Consider the following 15,866-nt stretch of genomic DNA (forward strand, 5'->3'; position numbering starts at 1 on the left):
AGCTTCGCTCCGGGCTCTTTTTGGTTCTCCGGTTCTCGCCCAAGAACCGGACGAGTTTCGGGTCCGTTACCCAGGCTGACCGCTTCTGTTGTTGCCGCAGCACTGCCAACCGATTTGTGACGCGCGTCACATTTTTCTGTTGCAAGCTACGCTAGGCTTAAAAACAGATCCGGAATCCCCGGACCTCCGAAAGACTGGCCACGGACTGGCCCACCGCGGAGCACAAGATGCAAGTAAGACCCGTTTCAGCTATTCACGCCTTGCGAATTCGCCAAAAACCCTCCGCAGAATTCGTGCCCAATTCAGACCTGTTTGCAGTGTCTGAAGGAACGTTCTCCGATATTGATCTGATGCCGGCTCACCTGGCCGCAGAAGAGTTGCAGCGTGACCTTCACGCTGGGTCGCATGCAGAATATGCAACCCAGCTTCTGGCGGGTCGTGACATGTCCGTTGAGAGCGAAATGGAGCGTCAGCTGCATTTGGCGCAATACGCAACGGCTACTGAAGACAGCGAATCCCACTCTTTCACGATCTCATTGTCAGCCTGAATGAGTTCTGGCGACTGTTGATCAGGCCTCGATCCTCAGAAAGCCGGCCAGCCCGGTTTTCTGGTGCTCGATGACGTGACAATGGAACGCCCAGTCACCGGGATTATCTGCCACAAGAGCCACTTCCATCGTTTCATCCTTCAAAAGCAAAGCCGTATCAGTCACGAGTGGCGGAAGGTTGCGTTTGTTTGAACGCAGCAGTTTAAAGGACACTCCGTGGAGGTGGATCGGATGAGCGTTCGGAGATCTGTTTCTGAGGCGCATCACATAGGACCTGCCCAACTTCATCGTCGCCAAGGGATCGAACGGTCCAGGTGTGTCTCCTGGCCAGGCCATCCGGTTGATTGACCAGAATGTATAGCCAAGTGAGCCACAGATGCTGGCTTGCGGGGCATCTCCCTCCGGCGACCAGCCAAAGACGAAATCGATCACTTCAGCATTGGCGAGATCCGGCTCGGGCACCGGATTGAGCGGAAGCGGCTTCAATTCCTTCAGATCACGCCGGACGCTTTGACCGCTTGCTCTGAATGTTGCCAGAAGACGGTCGCCGCTGGCTCGGCGCAGAAAGAGTTTTACCGTTTCCTCTTCCCGGTCCGGCAGCCTCAAAGCAATATCCGCGCGTTGACCTGGCGACAGAACCAGGTCTTTCGCCGGCATGGCTTTGGGCAAGGGATGAGAATCGAGCGCGATGACCCTGGCTTGACCGCCTTCAAGCTCGTAGGTGCCGACGCGGGTCAGGTCCGTGATGGCCAGTCTCAGGCGGACAAGGCTTCCTGCCTGAAGTTCGTATACCGGTTCCTTTTGCCAATTGACGGTCGACACCGTTCCGAGCGTGCCGCCGCGCGCAGCATTACGGGGTTTTGTGAAGGCTATGAACTGACCGTCACCGCCGAGGCGAAAATCCCGGATGTTCAACGGCAGGTCTTGGTCGAAGCCAATTTCTTCCGGTTCTTCGACCACCATGATTCCGGTCAGGCCACGTGCAATCTGTTCAAGCGTGTTGCAATGCGGGTGATACCAGAAGGTCCCTGCATCCGGTGGTGTGAACTCGTACCGGAAGGACTGACCTGTTTCGATCGGATACTGGGTCAGATAAGGCACGCCGTCCATCCGATTGGGAATTCTTAGTCCGTGCCAATGAACGACGGTCGGCTCATCCAGGGCGTTGATGACATTGATTGCCACCTTTTGCCCCTGCCTCACGCGCAGCACCGGCGGCGGCGCATCAGGAAGGAAGCTCATCATGTCGCGCGTTAGCGTCCCGGGCAAAATGGAATGATCGCGATTGGACAGTTTCAGAAAATGCTCTGCGGGTTCCGTAGCCGCAAAGCCTTTAGCCGCAAGGCCTCCTGCGGCAAAAGCTGAAATTGCGCCCGCGCTGCCCAGCAGCAATTCTCGCCTCGATACTGAAGGCATGCCAGTCCTCTTGATTTGAAGGCGCGTCCGGACGCAATCAACACGCAGGCGTACTCTATCGCAAGGACAAAGTGAGGGTGCCCGGAAGCGCCGGGCAATTCGTCAATAGCCTGCCGCGTGACCGTCTTTGCGTGGGTCAGATCCGGCCGTCAACAGCCCTCGCGCCTTGTCGATCATGATGGCCTGACTGCCGCCAATGGCTCCCTTTGCCGGCACCACCTGATGACCTAGAGCTCTGAGACCATCCAGTGTTGATGGCGGGATCAGCTTCTCTGCCTGAAGTTCGTGCGTATCCAGATCCATGAACATGCGTGGGAAATCGATCGCAGCCTGTACGTCCATTCCATAGTCGATGATGTTGGTCAAAAGGTGGGCATGTCCGCAGGCCTGGTACTGACCACCCATCACACCGAAGGACAGCCATGGATTGCCGTCTTTGAGCACCATTGCCGGAATGATCGTGTGGAGCGGCCGCTTGCCGCCGTCGATGGAATTTGCGTGACCTGCCTGCGCCTTGAACGCACGGCCACGGCAATGCAGAAGCACGCCGCTGTCCTGTGCAACGATCCCCGAGCCGAAATCCGAAAACAGGGAGTTGATAAAGGAAACAGCCAGTCCATCCTTGTCGACAACGGACAGATAAACCGTATCGGTCTGCGGGTTCAGTGACGATTGGGGCACAGACGCCATGCGTTTGCTCACTGACACTTCGCTGGCAAGCCGGTCGAGATAATCCGATGCAATCAATCCGGAATGGCAAACGTCCATATAGCCGGGATCAGTGACAAACCTGTCGCGGACTGCATAGGCAAGCCGTGTTGCTTCCATTTGCAGGTGGAACCTTTCCGGCCCCATCGGATCCAGGTTTTCTAAGTCGAATTTTTCCAAGATCCCAAGCATCACCAGGGCAATAATGCCTTGGCCGTTGGGTGGCAGTTCCGCAACTGTATGCCCCTTATAGTCTCTCAGAACGGGAGAGACTGCTGTCGTATGACAAGCAGCAAGGTCGTCCTCCGTCATCAAGCCGCCACGGCTTTGCATGGCGTCGACGATATCGCTCGCGATTGGGCCGGAATAAAACGCATCTGCGCCACCTTCGGCGATGGCTTCCAGTGTTGCAGCAAGATGCGGGTATTTGAGGATCGTCCCAATGGCAGGAGCGTTGCCGTCAATGAGGTACCGCGCTGCCGACACCGGATCCGAGGCCAACTTATCAACGTTGTTGGCCCAGTCGTTGGCGACACGTGGCGCAATGGGAAATCCGTCGCGTGCATACTGAATGGCGCGCTTGAACAGCTTGCCAAATTCGGTGGAACCGTGTGCCTTGTGCAACGTTTCCCAGGCGCGAACGGCACCTGGAACCGTGACCGCGTGGGCCGAGGTGTCCGTGATGTCTTCAACACCCAGTTCGGCCAGTTTTTCAGGTGTTGCCGCGCGCGGTGCCGCGCCCGAGCCATTGAAGCCGGTGAGCCGTCCATCGGGTTCGGTAACGATTGCGAAGCAGTCTCCGCCAATACCCGTCATATGCGGTTCGACGACGCACTGCACGGCCACAGCAGCGATAGCTGCATCCACCGCGTTGCCCCCATCCTGCAGGATTTCAAGCGCAGCGCTTGTTGCCAGAGGATGCGATGTTGCCGCAGCTGCTTCGCGCGCAAAAACCGGTGACCGGCCCGGCGCCTGAAAATCACGCTTCACTGAAAATCTCCTGCCCGAAACGTCTATTTATTCCGAATTGCCGCAACTGTTTCCCGACTTTCCCACCTATTCGGCACCGGTTCGATTTGCTAGCAAATCCAAATCGCGGGCTGCACCTTAAGGAGAAGCGGTTGATTGCGCAAACCCACAGCAGCGGGTTTCGTCAATGCAGTGGCGCAAGCAAGGTAAGGTGCCAACCGGCCAACAGACCAGACAGGCGGTAAACAATGACTCTTGGAATGACACTTTCAACGGCAGAGGCAATCACTTCCGCCGCATTGGAAAAAGCAGTTGAGCTCAATCTCAAGCCCCTTACCGTCGCGGTCCTGGACGCTGGCGGTCATGCGGTTCTGGTGAAACGCCAGGACGGCTCATCCATCATGCGCCCCCAGATCGCAACCGGAAAAGCCATTGGAGCATTGGCTGTCGGGACCGGTACACGTTGGTTAAACGCAAACGCGGAGTCGCGGCCCCATTTCGTCAATGCGTTGAACGGCGTTTCCGGCGGGGCGATTGTGCCTGTTCCCGGTGGTGTTCTGATCAAAGGCGATGATGGAGAGACCCTTGGCGCGGTCGGGATCACCGGCGACACGTCTGACAATGACGAAGCTTGCGCGGTTGCCGGTATTGCTGCTGCCGGTCTTGTTGCGGACTGCGGCTGACCCGGTTCAACGGGCTGGGACGTCTTTTCGGAATATGGCCAGTTTTCCGCTGGCCGTTTCCACCTGATCAACTTGCTCCCAGCGCCTGTTCTTTAGAATGGTCATTGCCGATCCCGTCGTTGCATGGATCCGATCAAATCCAAGTTGCGCCGCCTCGTTTTCGGCAGCTGCAACCAGTGCGGTCCCGATGCCATTTCGGCGCAGATCTTCGGGCACAAGCAATGCCGTCAGCCAGGCGCCGGGGTAGAGGTTGGATCCAGGAGAGGTCGATCTGAGCGATGCCGTTCCAACAGGTGTCGAGGCTCGGTCCACCGCCACCAGGCATTGCGGCAAGGTGTCTGGTGCTTCTAGGCAGGCCTTCAGGTCGTGTCTCGCGTCGCCCGTGCCGCCTGGTCCATACCAGTGCGGCCAACCAGCTTGATACCAGTCGGAAATCTGATCAAGCGGTTGCGGAAGGTCAGACAGATGCAGAATTCCGGCGAGCGCGGGTGCCGTCAAAGATCAGGGCTTGTCGGAAAGCTTGTTGATCTTTTTCTGCATTTCCTCAAGCTGACGCTTCATATCATCGAGATCCGCCGTTTCTGCTTTCTCGGTTTTGGTAGCACCGGCAGCTGCCTGGGCTTCCGGTGAGGCTCCAGCCTCGCCCGTCGGGAACGGCATGAACATTTTCATCGCCCGTTCGAACATTTCCGTGTTGCGTTTGACCTGGTCCTCGATCGCGTCGAAGGCTGTGGCTCCAAAAGCATCGCTCATCTGAGACCGCAGTTTTTCCTGTTCCTTGGTCAAGGATGTCATCGAATATTCAAGAAAACTCGGCACGAGACCTTGCATGCTGTCGCCGTAAAAGCGGATCAGCTGTCTGAGGAACGTCACGGGAAGCAGGTTCTGGCCCTTGCCTTCCTGTTCGAAGATAATCTGGGTCAGTACAGACCGCGTGATATCTTCACCGCTCTTTGCGTCATAGACGACAAAGTCCTCTTCCCCCTTCACCATCACCGCCAGATCCTCAAGGGTGACATAGGTGCTGGTGCCCGTGTTGTAGAGCCGCCGGTTGGCGTATTTCTTGATGATTGTTGGCTCGCTGGTTTTGGCCATCCGTCACTTCCGCCTATCTGCCTTACGGCTGGAACGGGATTTACTCCCGCCTCGTTTCGCATTTGATGGCGCCGTCTTCGCAGACGCGTCATCTCCTCCAACTAAGAGACTAAGCCAATCGTAGCGGATCGTGCCACTCTTTTTATGTGCGCCGACGAAAGGATAATGCCGCAAATGCGAAATCAGGCCGCGCATACGGAGAGTCACGGTTGACACGCATGCCGGTGCAGTTTCTAGTCGCCTGATCGATAAGGAACAAAGGTGCCCTAACGGTACCAGCATTCTATGGCCGTCCGGCCTCAAGTCCTGGAGAGTATGATGAGCGCTTCCACCGATGTTGTCATTGTTAGCGCGACCCGCACCCCTGTCGGGTCGTTCAACGGTGCTTTTGCCAATGTGCCGGCACATGATCTTGGTACCATTGTTATGAAAGCAGCGATGGAACAGGCCGGCGTCGACGGCGCTGACATCGACGAGGTGGTTTTCGGTCAGGTGTTGACAGCGGCTCAAGGCCAGAACCCTGCGCGTCAGGCAGCGATCAACGCAGGTATCGCCGACAGTTCGACCGCCTGGACCCTCAATCAAGTTTGCGGTTCCGGCCTGCGGACGGTCGCCATTGCGGCACAGCAGATCCAGACAGGCGACGCATCCATCATGATGGCAGGTGGTCAGGAAAACATGTCCTTGTCTCCGCATGCGGCACATATGCGCAACGGTTACAAGATGGGCGACTACAAGATGATCGATACAATGATCAAGGACGGCTTGTGGGACGCTTTCAATGGTTACCACATGGGTCAAACCGCCGAGAACGTTGCCGAGAAGTGGCAGATCAACCGCGAACAGCAGGATGAATTTGCGGTCGCTTCCCAGAACAAGGCGGAAGCAGCTCAAAAGGCCGGAAAATTCAAGGACGAGATCACACCGGTCACCGTTAAGGAGCGCAGGTCAGAGCGTGTCGTTGAGGATGACGAATATATCCGGCATGGAGCGACCCTTGAAAGCGTTGCAAAGCTTCGTCCGGCCTTTAACAAGGAAGGGTCTGTGACAGCCGCCAATGCCTCCGGAATTAATGATGGTGCGGCCGCACTTCTGGTGATGAGTGCAGCAGAAGCCGAAAAGCGTGGCCTGACACCTTTGGTGCGGATTGCGTCCTGGGCAACAGCAGGCGTTGATCCGGCGATCATGGGATCCGGTCCGATCCCCTCGTCGCGCAAGGCTCTGGAAAAGGCAGGCTGGAGTGCAGCTGATCTCGATCTGGTCGAGGCCAACGAAGCCTTCGCAGCTCAGGCATGTGCCGTCAACAAGGACATGGGCTGGAACCCGGACATCGTCAATGTCAACGGTGGCGCAATTGCGATCGGTCACCCGATTGGCGCATCCGGCGCTCGCATCCTGTGTACGTTGATCCACGAAATGAACCGTCGCGACGCCAAAAAGGGCCTTGCAACGCTGTGTATCGGCGGCGGAATGGGCGTTGCCATGTGTCTGGAGCGCTAAGCGCTCAAATGATTTGGATCATGGCCGGCTCCGTCCGGCCATGGCTTAAAAACTGAGACTTCAAAAACCTCGAGGCCCTAAGGGTCCGAAACCGGAATTCAGGAGGAAGGGGAATGAGCAAGGTCGCATTGGTCACTGGTGGAACGCGTGGCATCGGCGAATCCATTTCGCGCGGTCTTAAGGACGCAGGCTATACGGTGGCGGCCACTTATGCCGGCAATACCGAAAAGGCCGAAGCCTTCAAGGCAGAAACCGGTATTCACGTCTTCAAATGGGACGTCTCCGATCCTGACGCCTGCGCTGCGGGCATTGCAAAGGTTGAAGAGGAGCTGGGACCGGTCGAGGTTTTGGTCAACAATGCGGGCATCACCCGCGACGGCATGTTCCACAAGATGGACTTCGATCAGTGGCGGGCAGTGCTCTCCACCAATCTGGACTCCATGTTCACGATGACCAAGCCGGTGATCAACGGCATGCGCGGACGCGGGTCGGGGCGCATCATCAACATTTCGTCCATCAACGGCCAGAAGGGCCAGATGGGCCAGACCAACTATTCCGCAGCAAAGGCGGGGGTGATCGGCTTCACCAAGGCGCTTGCGCAGGAAAATGCCTTCAAAGGCATCACTGTCAACTGTGTCTGCCCGGGTTACATCAACACCGATATGGTCGCCGCAATGCCGGAAAAGGTTCTTGAAAGCATCGTCGCCGGTATCCCGGTCGGGCGTCTTGGCCATCCGGAGGAAATCGCACAGACCGTTGTCTATCTGGCGTCGGATTCCGCGGCATTCATGACAGGTGCCGTCATGACCATCAATGGTGGCCAGTATATCGCCAACGGCTGATCAATCTGCCAATCAGAGTTCTAAGAAGGCGCCCTTGGCGCCTTTTTTATTGTTTCGGGGGTCACCCGGAAGAAGGAGTGGTAAGGATCATCTTGACGCGATGGTCTATGTCCTTGCGCATGGCGTCCGCTGTCCAGCCTGCGCGGCCCCGAAACATGTATCCCTGCCGAATGTCATACAGGAAACGCGCGCGCTCCAGGGACGGGAAATCCGGCGGCAACACGCCTTTTTCCTTTTCCAGGTCAAAGCGGGCTGCCAATCGTTTGTCCGTGTCGTCAATAGCTTTTTCAACTCGTTCTGAAACGCCCTCGACTTCACCAATGCTGGCTGAAACGCTTGATGCCAGAAAACAGCCTTTTGCGCCGCTTTCATGCGCGGTGGCGTAGATGATCACCTGTTCCAGGAACCCCTTGACGGCCTGCTCTATGTCCGGCTCGGCCTCAAAGGCAACAACCGGTGCGCAGCCATCGACATCGCCGTAAAGGTCAATGGTCTTCAGAAAAAGTTCCCGTTTGTCGCCAAAGGCGGCATACATGCTTGGTCCGCTGATCCCCATCGCACCTGTCAGGTCTTTCAGCGAAGCGCCGTCATAGCCCTTTGCCCAGAACACATTCATCGCCGCCATTAGCGCCTCGCGACTGTCAAAGGTGCGCGGGCGACCCATTTTTTTGTATCGTTCAATATATAATCCTTGACTTGCGTATATTTTGTATATTTATGTATCGATCATTATATATCTCAAGGAGCACCCGATGGCAAATCCAAAGCCTCTTGTAGGGGATACTTTCCCGCAAATCACGGTACCCAGACTGGGTGGCGGTGAGTTGACACTCGGCAAGCCCGGAACCGGCCGTGGTTGGCAACTGGTTGTGGTCTACCGCGGCAAGCACTGTCCTATCTGTACCCGCTATTTATCTGAGCTTAACGCCATTCTTCCCGACCTGAACAAGATCGGAGTAGATGTCGTTGCCGTTTCTGCAGACCCTGAAAACCGCGCGCAGGCCCAGATCGCCGAAGCCGGAGCTGATTTTCCTGTTGGCATCGAATTGACCGTCGACCAGATGCGCCAGCTCGGACTTTACGTTTCTGACCCTCGTTCTGCGGAAGAAACCGACCGGCCTTTTGCTGAGCCCGGGCTCTTTGTGATCAATGATGCAGGCAAGCTGCAGGTCACTGATATTTCCAATGCACCATTTGCCAGGCCTGCCCTTTCCTCACTGTTGATGGGGCTGAATTTCATCAAAAACCCGGAAAACAACTACCCGATCCGAGGAACACATCATGTCCAGAACTGACGACCAGGCAACGGCAGTGAGAGCGGTGATTGAGCGGCTGATCGAAAATGTTTCGGCGAACACGGCTTCGATCCTAAATGAAACCTATCATGACGACATGACCGTCATCATGCTGAGCCCGGAAGATAAAGCCATTGTCCTGGACAAGCAGCAAATGACCGAAACCGTCACGACGACGCTTGAACAGAACAACGGTGCAATAGGAACCTGGGCCAAGTTTCATCATGTCTCCGTCAATGGTGACACGGCACATGTTCTGCTTTCCAGACGCAACGAACTGACCGGGCCAGATCAGCAGATCACGCTCGGTATTGATTTGGTCAATCAGGACGACCGCTGGCAAATCACGCGCGAAGTGATTGTTACAAGGCCTGTTTCCTAGGCCAACAGGTTCGAAGGGGGCCCGGCTGCTCAGGGGTCGGGCATCTGCATTTCAAGAAAATCAGGACTAATCAGATGAGTTTCAAATCGAGAACTATAGGCCTTTTGATTGCTTTAGTGCTCTCCGTTGCACCATTAGCCGTGTCGGCGGATCAGGAGGGCGCAATCGCAGCGCTGAAAGACCTCAATGACCGTTTTAACGAGGCTGCCTCCAACCACGATGCAGCCGGTATCCTGTCGCTCTACGCGGACGACACAGTCTGGATTGCGCCCGGAAAACCTGCAGTCAAGGGATTGGAAGAACCCAGGAAGCTGTTCGAGTTCGTTACGTCGAACAAGGGTGACGTCAGTCATTCGATCGATACGCTTTTTGTGTCTGACGATGGAACGCTTGCGGTAATGATCGGATCGGTCGATGCCAAGATTGAAAGCGCGGGCATGGATGCGACGGGCACTTTCCTCTATGTCCTGCGACCCGGCGACGAAGGTTGGGAAGTGGCCGCTGACATGTGGCATCAGCATGAGGAACAGCGTTGAAATTCCGGTCCATGGCTCGTTGACCGGTAGCAGATGAACACCCTAATGACGAAAAAGGTGCTTTTATCGCGCCTTTTTCTTTGCCGCAGTTATTGATGCGGCGTCACTTTGCGTCCGGTGAAAAAATTCAAGAAACGGTTGCCCGACGATCTTTCTGGCCGATCCAGGTCGCGAATTTCGGAAACGTCCATGTCGAACGCGGCAATCATGTCCACCTGGCCATCCAGCAAGGTGATTTCCTGGCGTGTGGTTCGCAACGACAAACGGCCAACCAACTGCACGGGTTGATAGATTTCTTCGGCATTCAAGCCTTCCTCAATCTGATAGCGGATCATCTGATTGGGGTCGGGTGCAGGCATGTGGCTGCACATGCCGGCTTCCGGAACAAGATAGCCTCCGGTGACCGTTTTGGTTCCAGGTGCGAAAACCGGAATGGCATAGCCGGAAATGACAACCTCCTTGCCATCAAGATCAGGATTGCCGGCAAGAGCCGCCTTTGCACGCTTTTTTCCGATCTCGTGGCGTTGCGACAATAACCGGTCCGTGTGTACCCCGGATGCGGCAAGTTTGGCTTCCTCGCGCTGAAGTCTTTCTCTCGTCTGTGCAGCAGAATTTGCGGAAAGGGTCGTTTGTTCAAGCTCGCTGCGCAGCCGCAGTACAGTCCCTAGAGATCGAAGTTCCGCAATGCTCAAGGCCGCGAAGGGGTCTTCAAAAATGGTTGAGCCAGGGTCGGGCAGATCTGTCCAATTGACGGCAACCTTTGCCGCTGCCGCCGGGAAGGACAATAGCAAAAGGCACAAGATCAAAAACAGACGCATGTGCGGTTACCTGTGCGGTTGATCTCAGAATCACTTCCCAAGCGATAGCAGATGAGTGCATCCCAAGCACCTCAATTTGCTGCGAAGCCCACATGTGTCGCCCGGGGTCGGGGTCTGACTTGTCAGGATGGGTCCGGAATCTATCCCACACCTTGTGTCGTGAGTCTTGATGAATGCGAAGCGTTGGGTGCCTTTGTTTCAGGCTCGTTGACCTGAATAAGCTGGTCGTCGCCATGTGTCGATTACCCCACCCCGGCTCTGGTGAAGAGGATGTGCAGCTGGCGTTCTAAGCCATAAGTGAGGTGTTAATAGAGCGTCACGCTTGACCCTCCTGCCTTGCATCACATATGTCCGTGCGGGCAGTGCGACATGATAGGAAATGATTAGACAATGGAACTTGAACACGCTCCGAACGATCCGACGCGGAAGGAATTGTCGCCGCTTTTGAAGCTGGCACTGGAACTCGGCCCGCTCGGCGTGTTTTTCCTGTTCAACGCTCGAGGCGAACAACTGGCAGCTTCATTTCCTGTGCTTCAGGCGATTGGCGAGCCGATTTTTCTGGCGACAGCTGCCTTCATGGTTGCCATCTCGATTTCGCTGACAGTCTCGCTCTGGCTCACCAGGCGTTTGCCGATCATGCCACTGGTGTCGGGCGTTGTCGTGCTTGTGTTTGGAGCTCTGACCCTTTGGCTGCATGACGAGCTTTTCATCAAACTCAAGCCGACCATCGTCAATAGCCTGTTCGGTTCCGTTCTGCTTTTGGGGTTGGTATTCGGAAAAGCGCTGCTTGGATATGTCTTTGACAGTGCTTTCAAACTTACCGATGAAGGCTGGCGCAAGCTGACGCTGCGCTGGGGCATTTTCTTCTTTGTGCTGGCGGCGATCAATGAGATCGTTTGGCGCAATTTTTCAACCGACTTCTGGGTCAACTTCAAGGTGTTCGGCATTATGCCGATCACATTGCTTTTCACGCTCTCGCAGCTGCCCCTCATTCAAAAACATGCGATTGTCGAAGACGACGAGGACGATTGACGGCTTTGCCGGGATCACCCTGGCTGAGGCTGCCGGCCCAGTTCCTGTTCTTACTCGATCAGACTAAATTCGAGAGCGTGCCTTGGCACGCATTCATCAGTGCATGCCGTCATGACCGAACGAAACATCCCGGCGTGCACCGGTGATGGAGATCGAGAACCCTGCGATTACGTCAATCAGGGAGATCGCCATCAATATGAAGAACAGGGATGTTGCTGCTTGTTGCAGCACGAGAAATTCGACCAGATAAGCAACGAATACGAGCACTGAAAACATGTGGTCGAGCAGGGCCGTGGTGCCTATGCGCGTTGCCTTCAGAATTTCGATGAACAGGAAAAAGAGGCCAATCGTAATCAGGAGGTCGCTGGCGAGCAGCTGGAAGGTTGCGCCTGAAACCATGGCGATGGTGATGATCGGTTGCGACCAGAAGCCTGGATCCGCAGCTCCGACGGTGAAGGCAAAGCCGTTGTAAATCAGCAAACTGAACAAGGTGAAAGGAATGGCAGAAAACAGGCGCATTGATGCGACTCCCGGTAAGTCTGGCCCTGTCCGGGCGGAATGGACCCGACCTGACACCAACATCCCGGCGATTTCAAGCCAAAAGAAAAAGGCCGGCCTGTCGAAACAGTGCCAGCCTCAATCCTGGTTTGCCGAGCGGCGATCCGCCCTTAGAAAGACGCTGTTATGCGTCTTCTTTCGGGGTCATGATCTGACGGCCCCGGTACATGCCGGTCTTCAGGTCAACGTGATGCGGGCGGCGCAATTCGCCCGAATCTTTGTCCTCGACGTAAGTCGGCTGCTTGAGGGCGTCCGTGGAACGGCGAAAACCGCGCTTCATGCGCGAGGTTTTTCTCTTTGGAACGGCCATTTTATTTGTTTCTCCGTGGTCCATAACCGCGCGGCCCGGACCGGGTAAGCCCGGGGCGTGGCAGCACGCAGTGCATTGGAATGCGCGGCGTTATACAGGCAACTCCGGCATTTTGCCACCCCATAGACAAAAAATTCTTGGTTCGACCGGGACTTGCCTGTCGTTGGCTTCAACCAGACAGGATTATTTGTCCAGAACGCAGCCGAATATGGGGCCCGCAGACTTCACCCTGGCAAGGTTGGTCGACGCCAGACGGCGGTGCCCGGACGAGGGATTTGCCGGGTTGCGCGCAAGCGGATTTGGCAGAGCCGTTGCCAGTCTTGCCGCTTCTACCCTGGTCAGGCCCTTTGCAGGTTTGCCGAACCAGGCTTGCGCTGCCGCCTCAGCGCCGAAGACGCCTTCGCCCCATTCGGCGATATTGAGATAGATCTCCAGAACCCGCCTTTTGGTGAGGATCGCATCCAGCATCAGCGCCAGTGGCAGTTCAAGTGCTTTGCGTACATAAGACCGGTCCCCCCAGAGAAAGAGATTCTTCGCAGTCTGCATTGTGATCGTACTGGCGCCACGCGGCCGTTCGCCTTCGCTCAGTGCTTCGACCTGATCCTGCAGCGCATCCCATTCAACGCCGTCATTTTCGCAAAAGCCACTGTCCTCGGATGTGATGACCGATTTCACGAGGTTTGGCGAGATGCGCTCCAGAGGCACCCATTGCCGATCCACCCAGAGCAGCTGCGCATAGCGACCGATCATGAGCGTGCTCACCGGCGGCACGACAGAATAAATGACCGTCAGAAGCGGGGGCAGAACAATGGCAAGGAGAACGAGGCGAACCAACCATTTGCGCAGGAGCGCCCAGAAGGAACGCTTCTTCGTCGATGTTTTGCGCGCGCCCGGTCCACCTCCGGTCGCTCTTGTTCTAGCCATTCAAAGCCCGTTCATTGTCCACGATAAAGTCCCGGATAATCGGAACTGCGTCCCGCTCTTTCGACAGGAGAAGCTGAAAAACCATGTTTGACCCGTGAAGGAAACCGAGTTCAACAGCACAAAGGTAAAATTCCCACATACGGCAGAACGCGTCGTCGTAAAGGGCGGTGGCCGCGATACGCTGGGCTTCGAAGCGACGGCGCCAATCGCGAATGGTGTAGTAATAATGCAGACGCAGTATTTCTGCATCGCAGACCCAAAGCCCCAGCCTCTCTGTCGAAGCGAATACCTCCGACAGCGCGGGTACGTATCCGCCCGGGAAAATGTATTTGCGAATGAAGGGGCCCGTGGTGCCAGGTGGCGTCATGCGGCCAATGGAGTGGATCACAGCATAGCCCCGGTCCGTCAGACAGGACCTGATTTTGCCGAAATAGTCGTCAAGGTGGCCGATGCCGACATGTTCCATCATGCCGACTGAAATGACACGGTCGAACTGGCCTTCAAACTCACGATAGTCTTTGAGGACAAAGGTAACCCTGTCTTCCAAGCCGGCGGCACGAACGCGTTCTTCGGCTATCTTGACCTGTTCCGGCGAGACGTTCAGCGATGTAACGCGGGCCCCGGCTTCTGCCATGCGTATGGCAAGTGAACCCCATCCGCCACCGATCTCAAGCACTTCCATGTCCGGTTCAAGATCGAGTTTGGCAACCAGGTGGGTCAGTTTTGCAGCCTGTGCGCTTTCAAGACTTTCATCCGGACTTGTGTAATAGGCGCAGCTGTAGTTCAGCCCTTCATCCAGAAAGAGCCGGTAGAGCTCAGTGGAAAGATCATAGTGATGACGGGCCTGCGTCTTTGCCCGTTCAACGCTGTTTTGCTGATGGCGCCGCCGAAAGGCTTTCCAGCCCTTGCGCAACAGGCCTTGAACCGGGTGCGCACCAAGCGGCGCTCTGTTGATCGAAAACAGAAACATGAAATCGTAACAGGTCGAACCCTCTTCCATGGTGAGGGACCCGTCCATATAGGCCTCTCCAGCTGCCAGTTCGGGATTCAGAAAAAGGGATCTATGGAGCTTCTTGTCGTGCAGACGGATCGTGACCGTTGGTCCGTCATTACCCGATCCGAATTCATGCAGCGTTCCGCCAGCATCGAAGACACGCATACGCCCACGCTTGATAAAGGACCGCAACAGACCCGACAGCAATCTCATAAAACAGTCTCCCAACCCGGAACCAAAACAGACCGGCGATTAATACAGCTGCCAGTTTTTCAAATTCGCGCCTTGACGATACAGAGAATTGGTATCAGGGAAACCCGAACTTTTAAAAAGTTGTTCTGGAGTTGAATGTGACCTTTGACTTGAAGCAGCATCTGGCAGCGCAGGCTGGACGCGTGGAGACTGTTCTGGAGCGCATTCTGGACGGCGCGACGCTGGACGCCGAGACCATGCGGCCGCCACGGTTGCTGGCCGCAATGCGTCATGGTGCCTTGAACGGTGGCAAACGCTTGCGTCCCATCCTCGTCCTGGAAGTGGCCAGTCTGTTCGGCCGCTCGGACCAGGGTGTTGTGGAGGCAGCCTGCGCGCTGGAGCTGGTTCACTGTTATTCGCTCGTCCACGATGACCTTCCGGCGATGGATGATGATGACCTGCGCCGTGGACAGCCAACCGTGCACAAGGCTTTTGACGAAGCCGCTGCTATCCTTGCAGGCGATGCGCTGCTGACCCTGGCGTTTGACGTTATTGCAGGAGAAGGTGTTCACGACGATCCTTCCGTACTCCTGAGACTTTCGCGTGGGCTTGCAAGAGCTTCAGGTGTCGGCGGCATGGCGGGCGGTCAGATGATCGATCTTGAATCTGAGCATCTGGATCGAAGTGAGGCCGACATCCGGCAGCTGCAATCGATGAAAACCGGAGCTTTGCTGCGCTATGCATGTTGGGCGGGAGCGGTTCTCGCCAACGCAGAAGAAAGCGATCTGGACCGCCTTACCCGTTTTGGAGAAATCACAGGTCTCGCCTTTCAACTGGCAGATGATCTCCTGGATGTCGAAGCGAGCGCGGAAACCATGGGAAAGGCAACAGGCAAGGATGCCGAAGCCGGAAAGGCCACACTTGTCGGCCTCTGGGGTGTCGACAAGACCAAAGACGAACTGGACCGCCTCTCCAAAGATGCGGAAACACTGCTTGAACCTTATGGCGGACGGGCTGACGTTCTGACCGCTCTGGCGGACTACATCGTCAAACGTTCAAACTGA

19 protein-coding genes are annotated in these 15,866 nt (G+C 56.0%); 9 read left to right on the forward strand and 10 right to left on the reverse strand.

Annotation, left to right across the window (positions count from 1 at the left end; genetic code table 11):
- The first annotated feature begins 227 nt into the window (after nucleotides 1-227).
- Nucleotides 228-548, forward strand: a complete 321-nt coding sequence (locus tag ACZ1HV_RS16925; RefSeq protein WP_298817011.1) for a hypothetical protein — start codon at nucleotides 228-230, stop codon at nucleotides 546-548.
- Between the two features lie 21 nt (nucleotides 549-569).
- On the opposite strand, the gene ACZ1HV_RS16930 is transcribed toward ACZ1HV_RS16925, so the two are convergent.
- A complete protein-coding gene (locus ACZ1HV_RS16930) occupies nucleotides 570-1,964 on the reverse strand; it encodes a multicopper oxidase family protein (RefSeq protein WP_472715801.1) in 1,395 nt (464 codons plus the stop codon).
- Nucleotides 1,965-2,066: 102 nt separating this feature from the next.
- Complete coding sequence (gene ggt, locus ACZ1HV_RS16935; protein WP_472715802.1) at nucleotides 2,067-3,662, reverse strand: gamma-glutamyltransferase; 1,596 nt, start codon at nucleotides 3,660-3,662, stop codon at nucleotides 2,067-2,069.
- Between the two features lie 227 nt (nucleotides 3,663-3,889).
- Here ggt and ACZ1HV_RS16940 point away from each other — a divergent pair, with 227 nt between their 5' ends.
- A complete protein-coding gene (locus ACZ1HV_RS16940) occupies nucleotides 3,890-4,324 on the forward strand; it encodes a GlcG/HbpS family heme-binding protein (RefSeq protein WP_298817017.1) in 435 nt (144 codons plus the stop codon).
- 6 nt (nucleotides 4,325-4,330) lie between these two features.
- On the opposite strand, the gene ACZ1HV_RS16945 is transcribed toward ACZ1HV_RS16940, so the two are convergent.
- Nucleotides 4,331-4,822, reverse strand: coding sequence for a GNAT family N-acetyltransferase (locus ACZ1HV_RS16945; RefSeq protein ID WP_472715803.1), 492 nt, complete (start codon nucleotides 4,820-4,822; stop codon nucleotides 4,331-4,333).
- Between the two features lie 3 nt (nucleotides 4,823-4,825).
- Nucleotides 4,826-5,419, reverse strand: a complete 594-nt coding sequence (gene phaR, locus ACZ1HV_RS16950; protein WP_298817021.1) for a polyhydroxyalkanoate synthesis repressor PhaR — start codon at nucleotides 5,417-5,419, stop codon at nucleotides 4,826-4,828.
- Nucleotides 5,420-5,737: 318 nt separating this feature from the next.
- Here phaR and ACZ1HV_RS16955 point away from each other — a divergent pair, with 318 nt between their 5' ends.
- Both ACZ1HV_RS16955 and phbB read left to right on the forward strand, forming a co-directional pair.
- Nucleotides 5,738-6,919 (forward strand): acetyl-CoA C-acetyltransferase, encoded by a 1,182-nt coding sequence (locus ACZ1HV_RS16955; RefSeq protein WP_298817024.1) that lies wholly within the window; start codon nucleotides 5,738-5,740, stop codon nucleotides 6,917-6,919.
- A 113-nt stretch (nucleotides 6,920-7,032) separates the two neighbouring features.
- Complete coding sequence (gene phbB / locus ACZ1HV_RS16960) at nucleotides 7,033-7,761, forward strand: acetoacetyl-CoA reductase (RefSeq protein WP_298817026.1); 729 nt, start codon at nucleotides 7,033-7,035, stop codon at nucleotides 7,759-7,761.
- 61 nt (nucleotides 7,762-7,822) lie between these two features.
- Here phbB and ACZ1HV_RS16965 read toward each other — a convergent pair whose 3' ends face one another.
- A complete protein-coding gene (locus ACZ1HV_RS16965; protein WP_472715804.1) occupies nucleotides 7,823-8,386 on the reverse strand; it encodes a TetR/AcrR family transcriptional regulator in 564 nt (187 codons plus the stop codon).
- Nucleotides 8,387-8,513: 127 nt separating this feature from the next.
- Between ACZ1HV_RS16965 and ACZ1HV_RS16970 the strand changes: the two genes are divergently transcribed.
- From ACZ1HV_RS16970 to ACZ1HV_RS16980, 3 genes are all read left to right on the forward strand, one after another.
- Complete coding sequence (locus ACZ1HV_RS16970; RefSeq protein WP_298817030.1) at nucleotides 8,514-9,056, forward strand: redoxin domain-containing protein; 543 nt, start codon at nucleotides 8,514-8,516, stop codon at nucleotides 9,054-9,056.
- Nucleotides 9,043-9,438 carry a hypothetical protein gene (locus ACZ1HV_RS16975; RefSeq protein WP_298817032.1) on the forward strand — a complete coding sequence of 132 codons (396 nt, stop codon included), beginning with the start codon at nucleotides 9,043-9,045 and terminating at the stop codon, nucleotides 9,436-9,438. The genes ACZ1HV_RS16970 and ACZ1HV_RS16975 overlap by 14 nt, the downstream gene beginning before the upstream one ends.
- Before the next feature lie 74 nt (nucleotides 9,439-9,512).
- Nucleotides 9,513-9,974 (forward strand): YybH family protein, encoded by a 462-nt coding sequence (locus ACZ1HV_RS16980; protein WP_472715805.1) that lies wholly within the window; start codon nucleotides 9,513-9,515, stop codon nucleotides 9,972-9,974.
- An 89-nt stretch (nucleotides 9,975-10,063) separates the two neighbouring features.
- On the opposite strand, the gene ACZ1HV_RS16985 is transcribed toward ACZ1HV_RS16980, so the two are convergent.
- Nucleotides 10,064-10,792: a DUF3299 domain-containing protein gene (locus ACZ1HV_RS16985; protein WP_298817036.1), complete on the reverse strand. Its 729-nt coding sequence runs from the start codon at nucleotides 10,790-10,792 to the stop codon at nucleotides 10,064-10,066.
- Between the two features lie 390 nt (nucleotides 10,793-11,182).
- On the opposite strand from ACZ1HV_RS16985, the gene ACZ1HV_RS16990 reads away from it, so the two are divergent.
- Entirely contained in the window at nucleotides 11,183-11,824 is a 642-nt protein-coding gene (locus tag ACZ1HV_RS16990) for a septation protein A (protein ID WP_298817040.1), read from the forward strand.
- Between the two features lie 96 nt (nucleotides 11,825-11,920).
- Here the strand turns inward: ACZ1HV_RS16990 and ACZ1HV_RS16995 are convergent, their stop codons facing one another.
- From ACZ1HV_RS16995 to ACZ1HV_RS17010, 4 genes are all read right to left on the reverse strand, one after another.
- Nucleotides 11,921-12,343 (reverse strand): hypothetical protein, encoded by a 423-nt coding sequence (locus tag ACZ1HV_RS16995; protein WP_152499347.1) that lies wholly within the window; start codon nucleotides 12,341-12,343, stop codon nucleotides 11,921-11,923.
- 163 nt (nucleotides 12,344-12,506) lie between these two features.
- Nucleotides 12,507-12,692 (reverse strand): 50S ribosomal protein L32, encoded by a 186-nt coding sequence (gene rpmF, locus ACZ1HV_RS17000; RefSeq protein ID WP_152499348.1) that lies wholly within the window; start codon nucleotides 12,690-12,692, stop codon nucleotides 12,507-12,509.
- 183 nt (nucleotides 12,693-12,875) lie between these two features.
- Entirely contained in the window at nucleotides 12,876-13,616 is a 741-nt protein-coding gene (gene mtgA, locus ACZ1HV_RS17005; protein WP_472715806.1) for a monofunctional biosynthetic peptidoglycan transglycosylase, read from the reverse strand.
- On the reverse strand, nucleotides 13,609-14,823 hold the full coding sequence (locus tag ACZ1HV_RS17010; RefSeq protein WP_472715807.1) for a class I SAM-dependent methyltransferase: 1,215 nt from the start codon (nucleotides 14,821-14,823) through the stop codon (nucleotides 13,609-13,611). The genes mtgA and ACZ1HV_RS17010 overlap by 8 nt, the downstream gene beginning before the upstream one ends.
- Nucleotides 14,824-14,960: 137 nt before the next feature.
- Between ACZ1HV_RS17010 and ACZ1HV_RS17015 the strand changes: the two genes are divergently transcribed.
- A complete protein-coding gene (locus tag ACZ1HV_RS17015; protein WP_472715808.1) occupies nucleotides 14,961-15,866 on the forward strand; it encodes a polyprenyl synthetase family protein in 906 nt (301 codons plus the stop codon).

It is taken from the genome of Roseibium sp. JB4-4 (genome assembly GCF_055693425.1).

What these genes read in the sequence shown, in the direction of transcription:
- phbB (WP_298817026.1), top strand. Translation starts at nt 7,033, where the DNA reads ATGAGCAAGGTCGCATTGGTCACTGGTGGAACGCGTGGCATCGGCGAA.
- ACZ1HV_RS16965 (WP_472715804.1), bottom strand. Translation starts at nt 8,386, where the DNA reads ATGGCGGCGATGAATGTGTTCTGGGCAAAGGGCTATGACGGCGCTTCG.
- phaR (WP_298817021.1), bottom strand. Translation starts at nt 5,419, where the DNA reads ATGGCCAAAACCAGCGAGCCAACAATCATCAAGAAATACGCCAACCGG.
- ACZ1HV_RS16930 (WP_472715801.1), bottom strand. Translation starts at nt 1,964, where the DNA reads ATGCCTTCAGTATCGAGGCGAGAATTGCTGCTGGGCAGCGCGGGCGCA.
- mtgA (WP_472715806.1), bottom strand. Translation starts at nt 13,616, where the DNA reads ATGGCTAGAACAAGAGCGACCGGAGGTGGACCGGGCGCGCGCAAAACA.
- ACZ1HV_RS16985 (WP_298817036.1), bottom strand. Translation starts at nt 10,792, where the DNA reads ATGCGTCTGTTTTTGATCTTGTGCCTTTTGCTATTGTCCTTCCCGGCG.
- ACZ1HV_RS16940 (WP_298817017.1), top strand. Translation starts at nt 3,890, where the DNA reads ATGACTCTTGGAATGACACTTTCAACGGCAGAGGCAATCACTTCCGCC.
- ACZ1HV_RS16990 (WP_298817040.1), top strand. Translation starts at nt 11,183, where the DNA reads ATGGAACTTGAACACGCTCCGAACGATCCGACGCGGAAGGAATTGTCG.
- ACZ1HV_RS16975 (WP_298817032.1), top strand. Translation starts at nt 9,043, where the DNA reads ATGTCCAGAACTGACGACCAGGCAACGGCAGTGAGAGCGGTGATTGAG.
- ACZ1HV_RS16995 (WP_152499347.1), bottom strand. Translation starts at nt 12,343, where the DNA reads ATGCGCCTGTTTTCTGCCATTCCTTTCACCTTGTTCAGTTTGCTGATT.
- rpmF (WP_152499348.1), bottom strand. Translation starts at nt 12,692, where the DNA reads ATGGCCGTTCCAAAGAGAAAAACCTCGCGCATGAAGCGCGGTTTTCGC.
- ACZ1HV_RS16970 (WP_298817030.1), top strand. Translation starts at nt 8,514, where the DNA reads ATGGCAAATCCAAAGCCTCTTGTAGGGGATACTTTCCCGCAAATCACG.
- ACZ1HV_RS16955 (WP_298817024.1), top strand. Translation starts at nt 5,738, where the DNA reads ATGAGCGCTTCCACCGATGTTGTCATTGTTAGCGCGACCCGCACCCCT.
- ACZ1HV_RS16980 (WP_472715805.1), top strand. Translation starts at nt 9,513, where the DNA reads ATGAGTTTCAAATCGAGAACTATAGGCCTTTTGATTGCTTTAGTGCTC.
- ACZ1HV_RS17010 (WP_472715807.1), bottom strand. Translation starts at nt 14,823, where the DNA reads ATGAGATTGCTGTCGGGTCTGTTGCGGTCCTTTATCAAGCGTGGGCGT.
- ACZ1HV_RS16925 (WP_298817011.1), top strand. Translation starts at nt 228, where the DNA reads ATGCAAGTAAGACCCGTTTCAGCTATTCACGCCTTGCGAATTCGCCAA.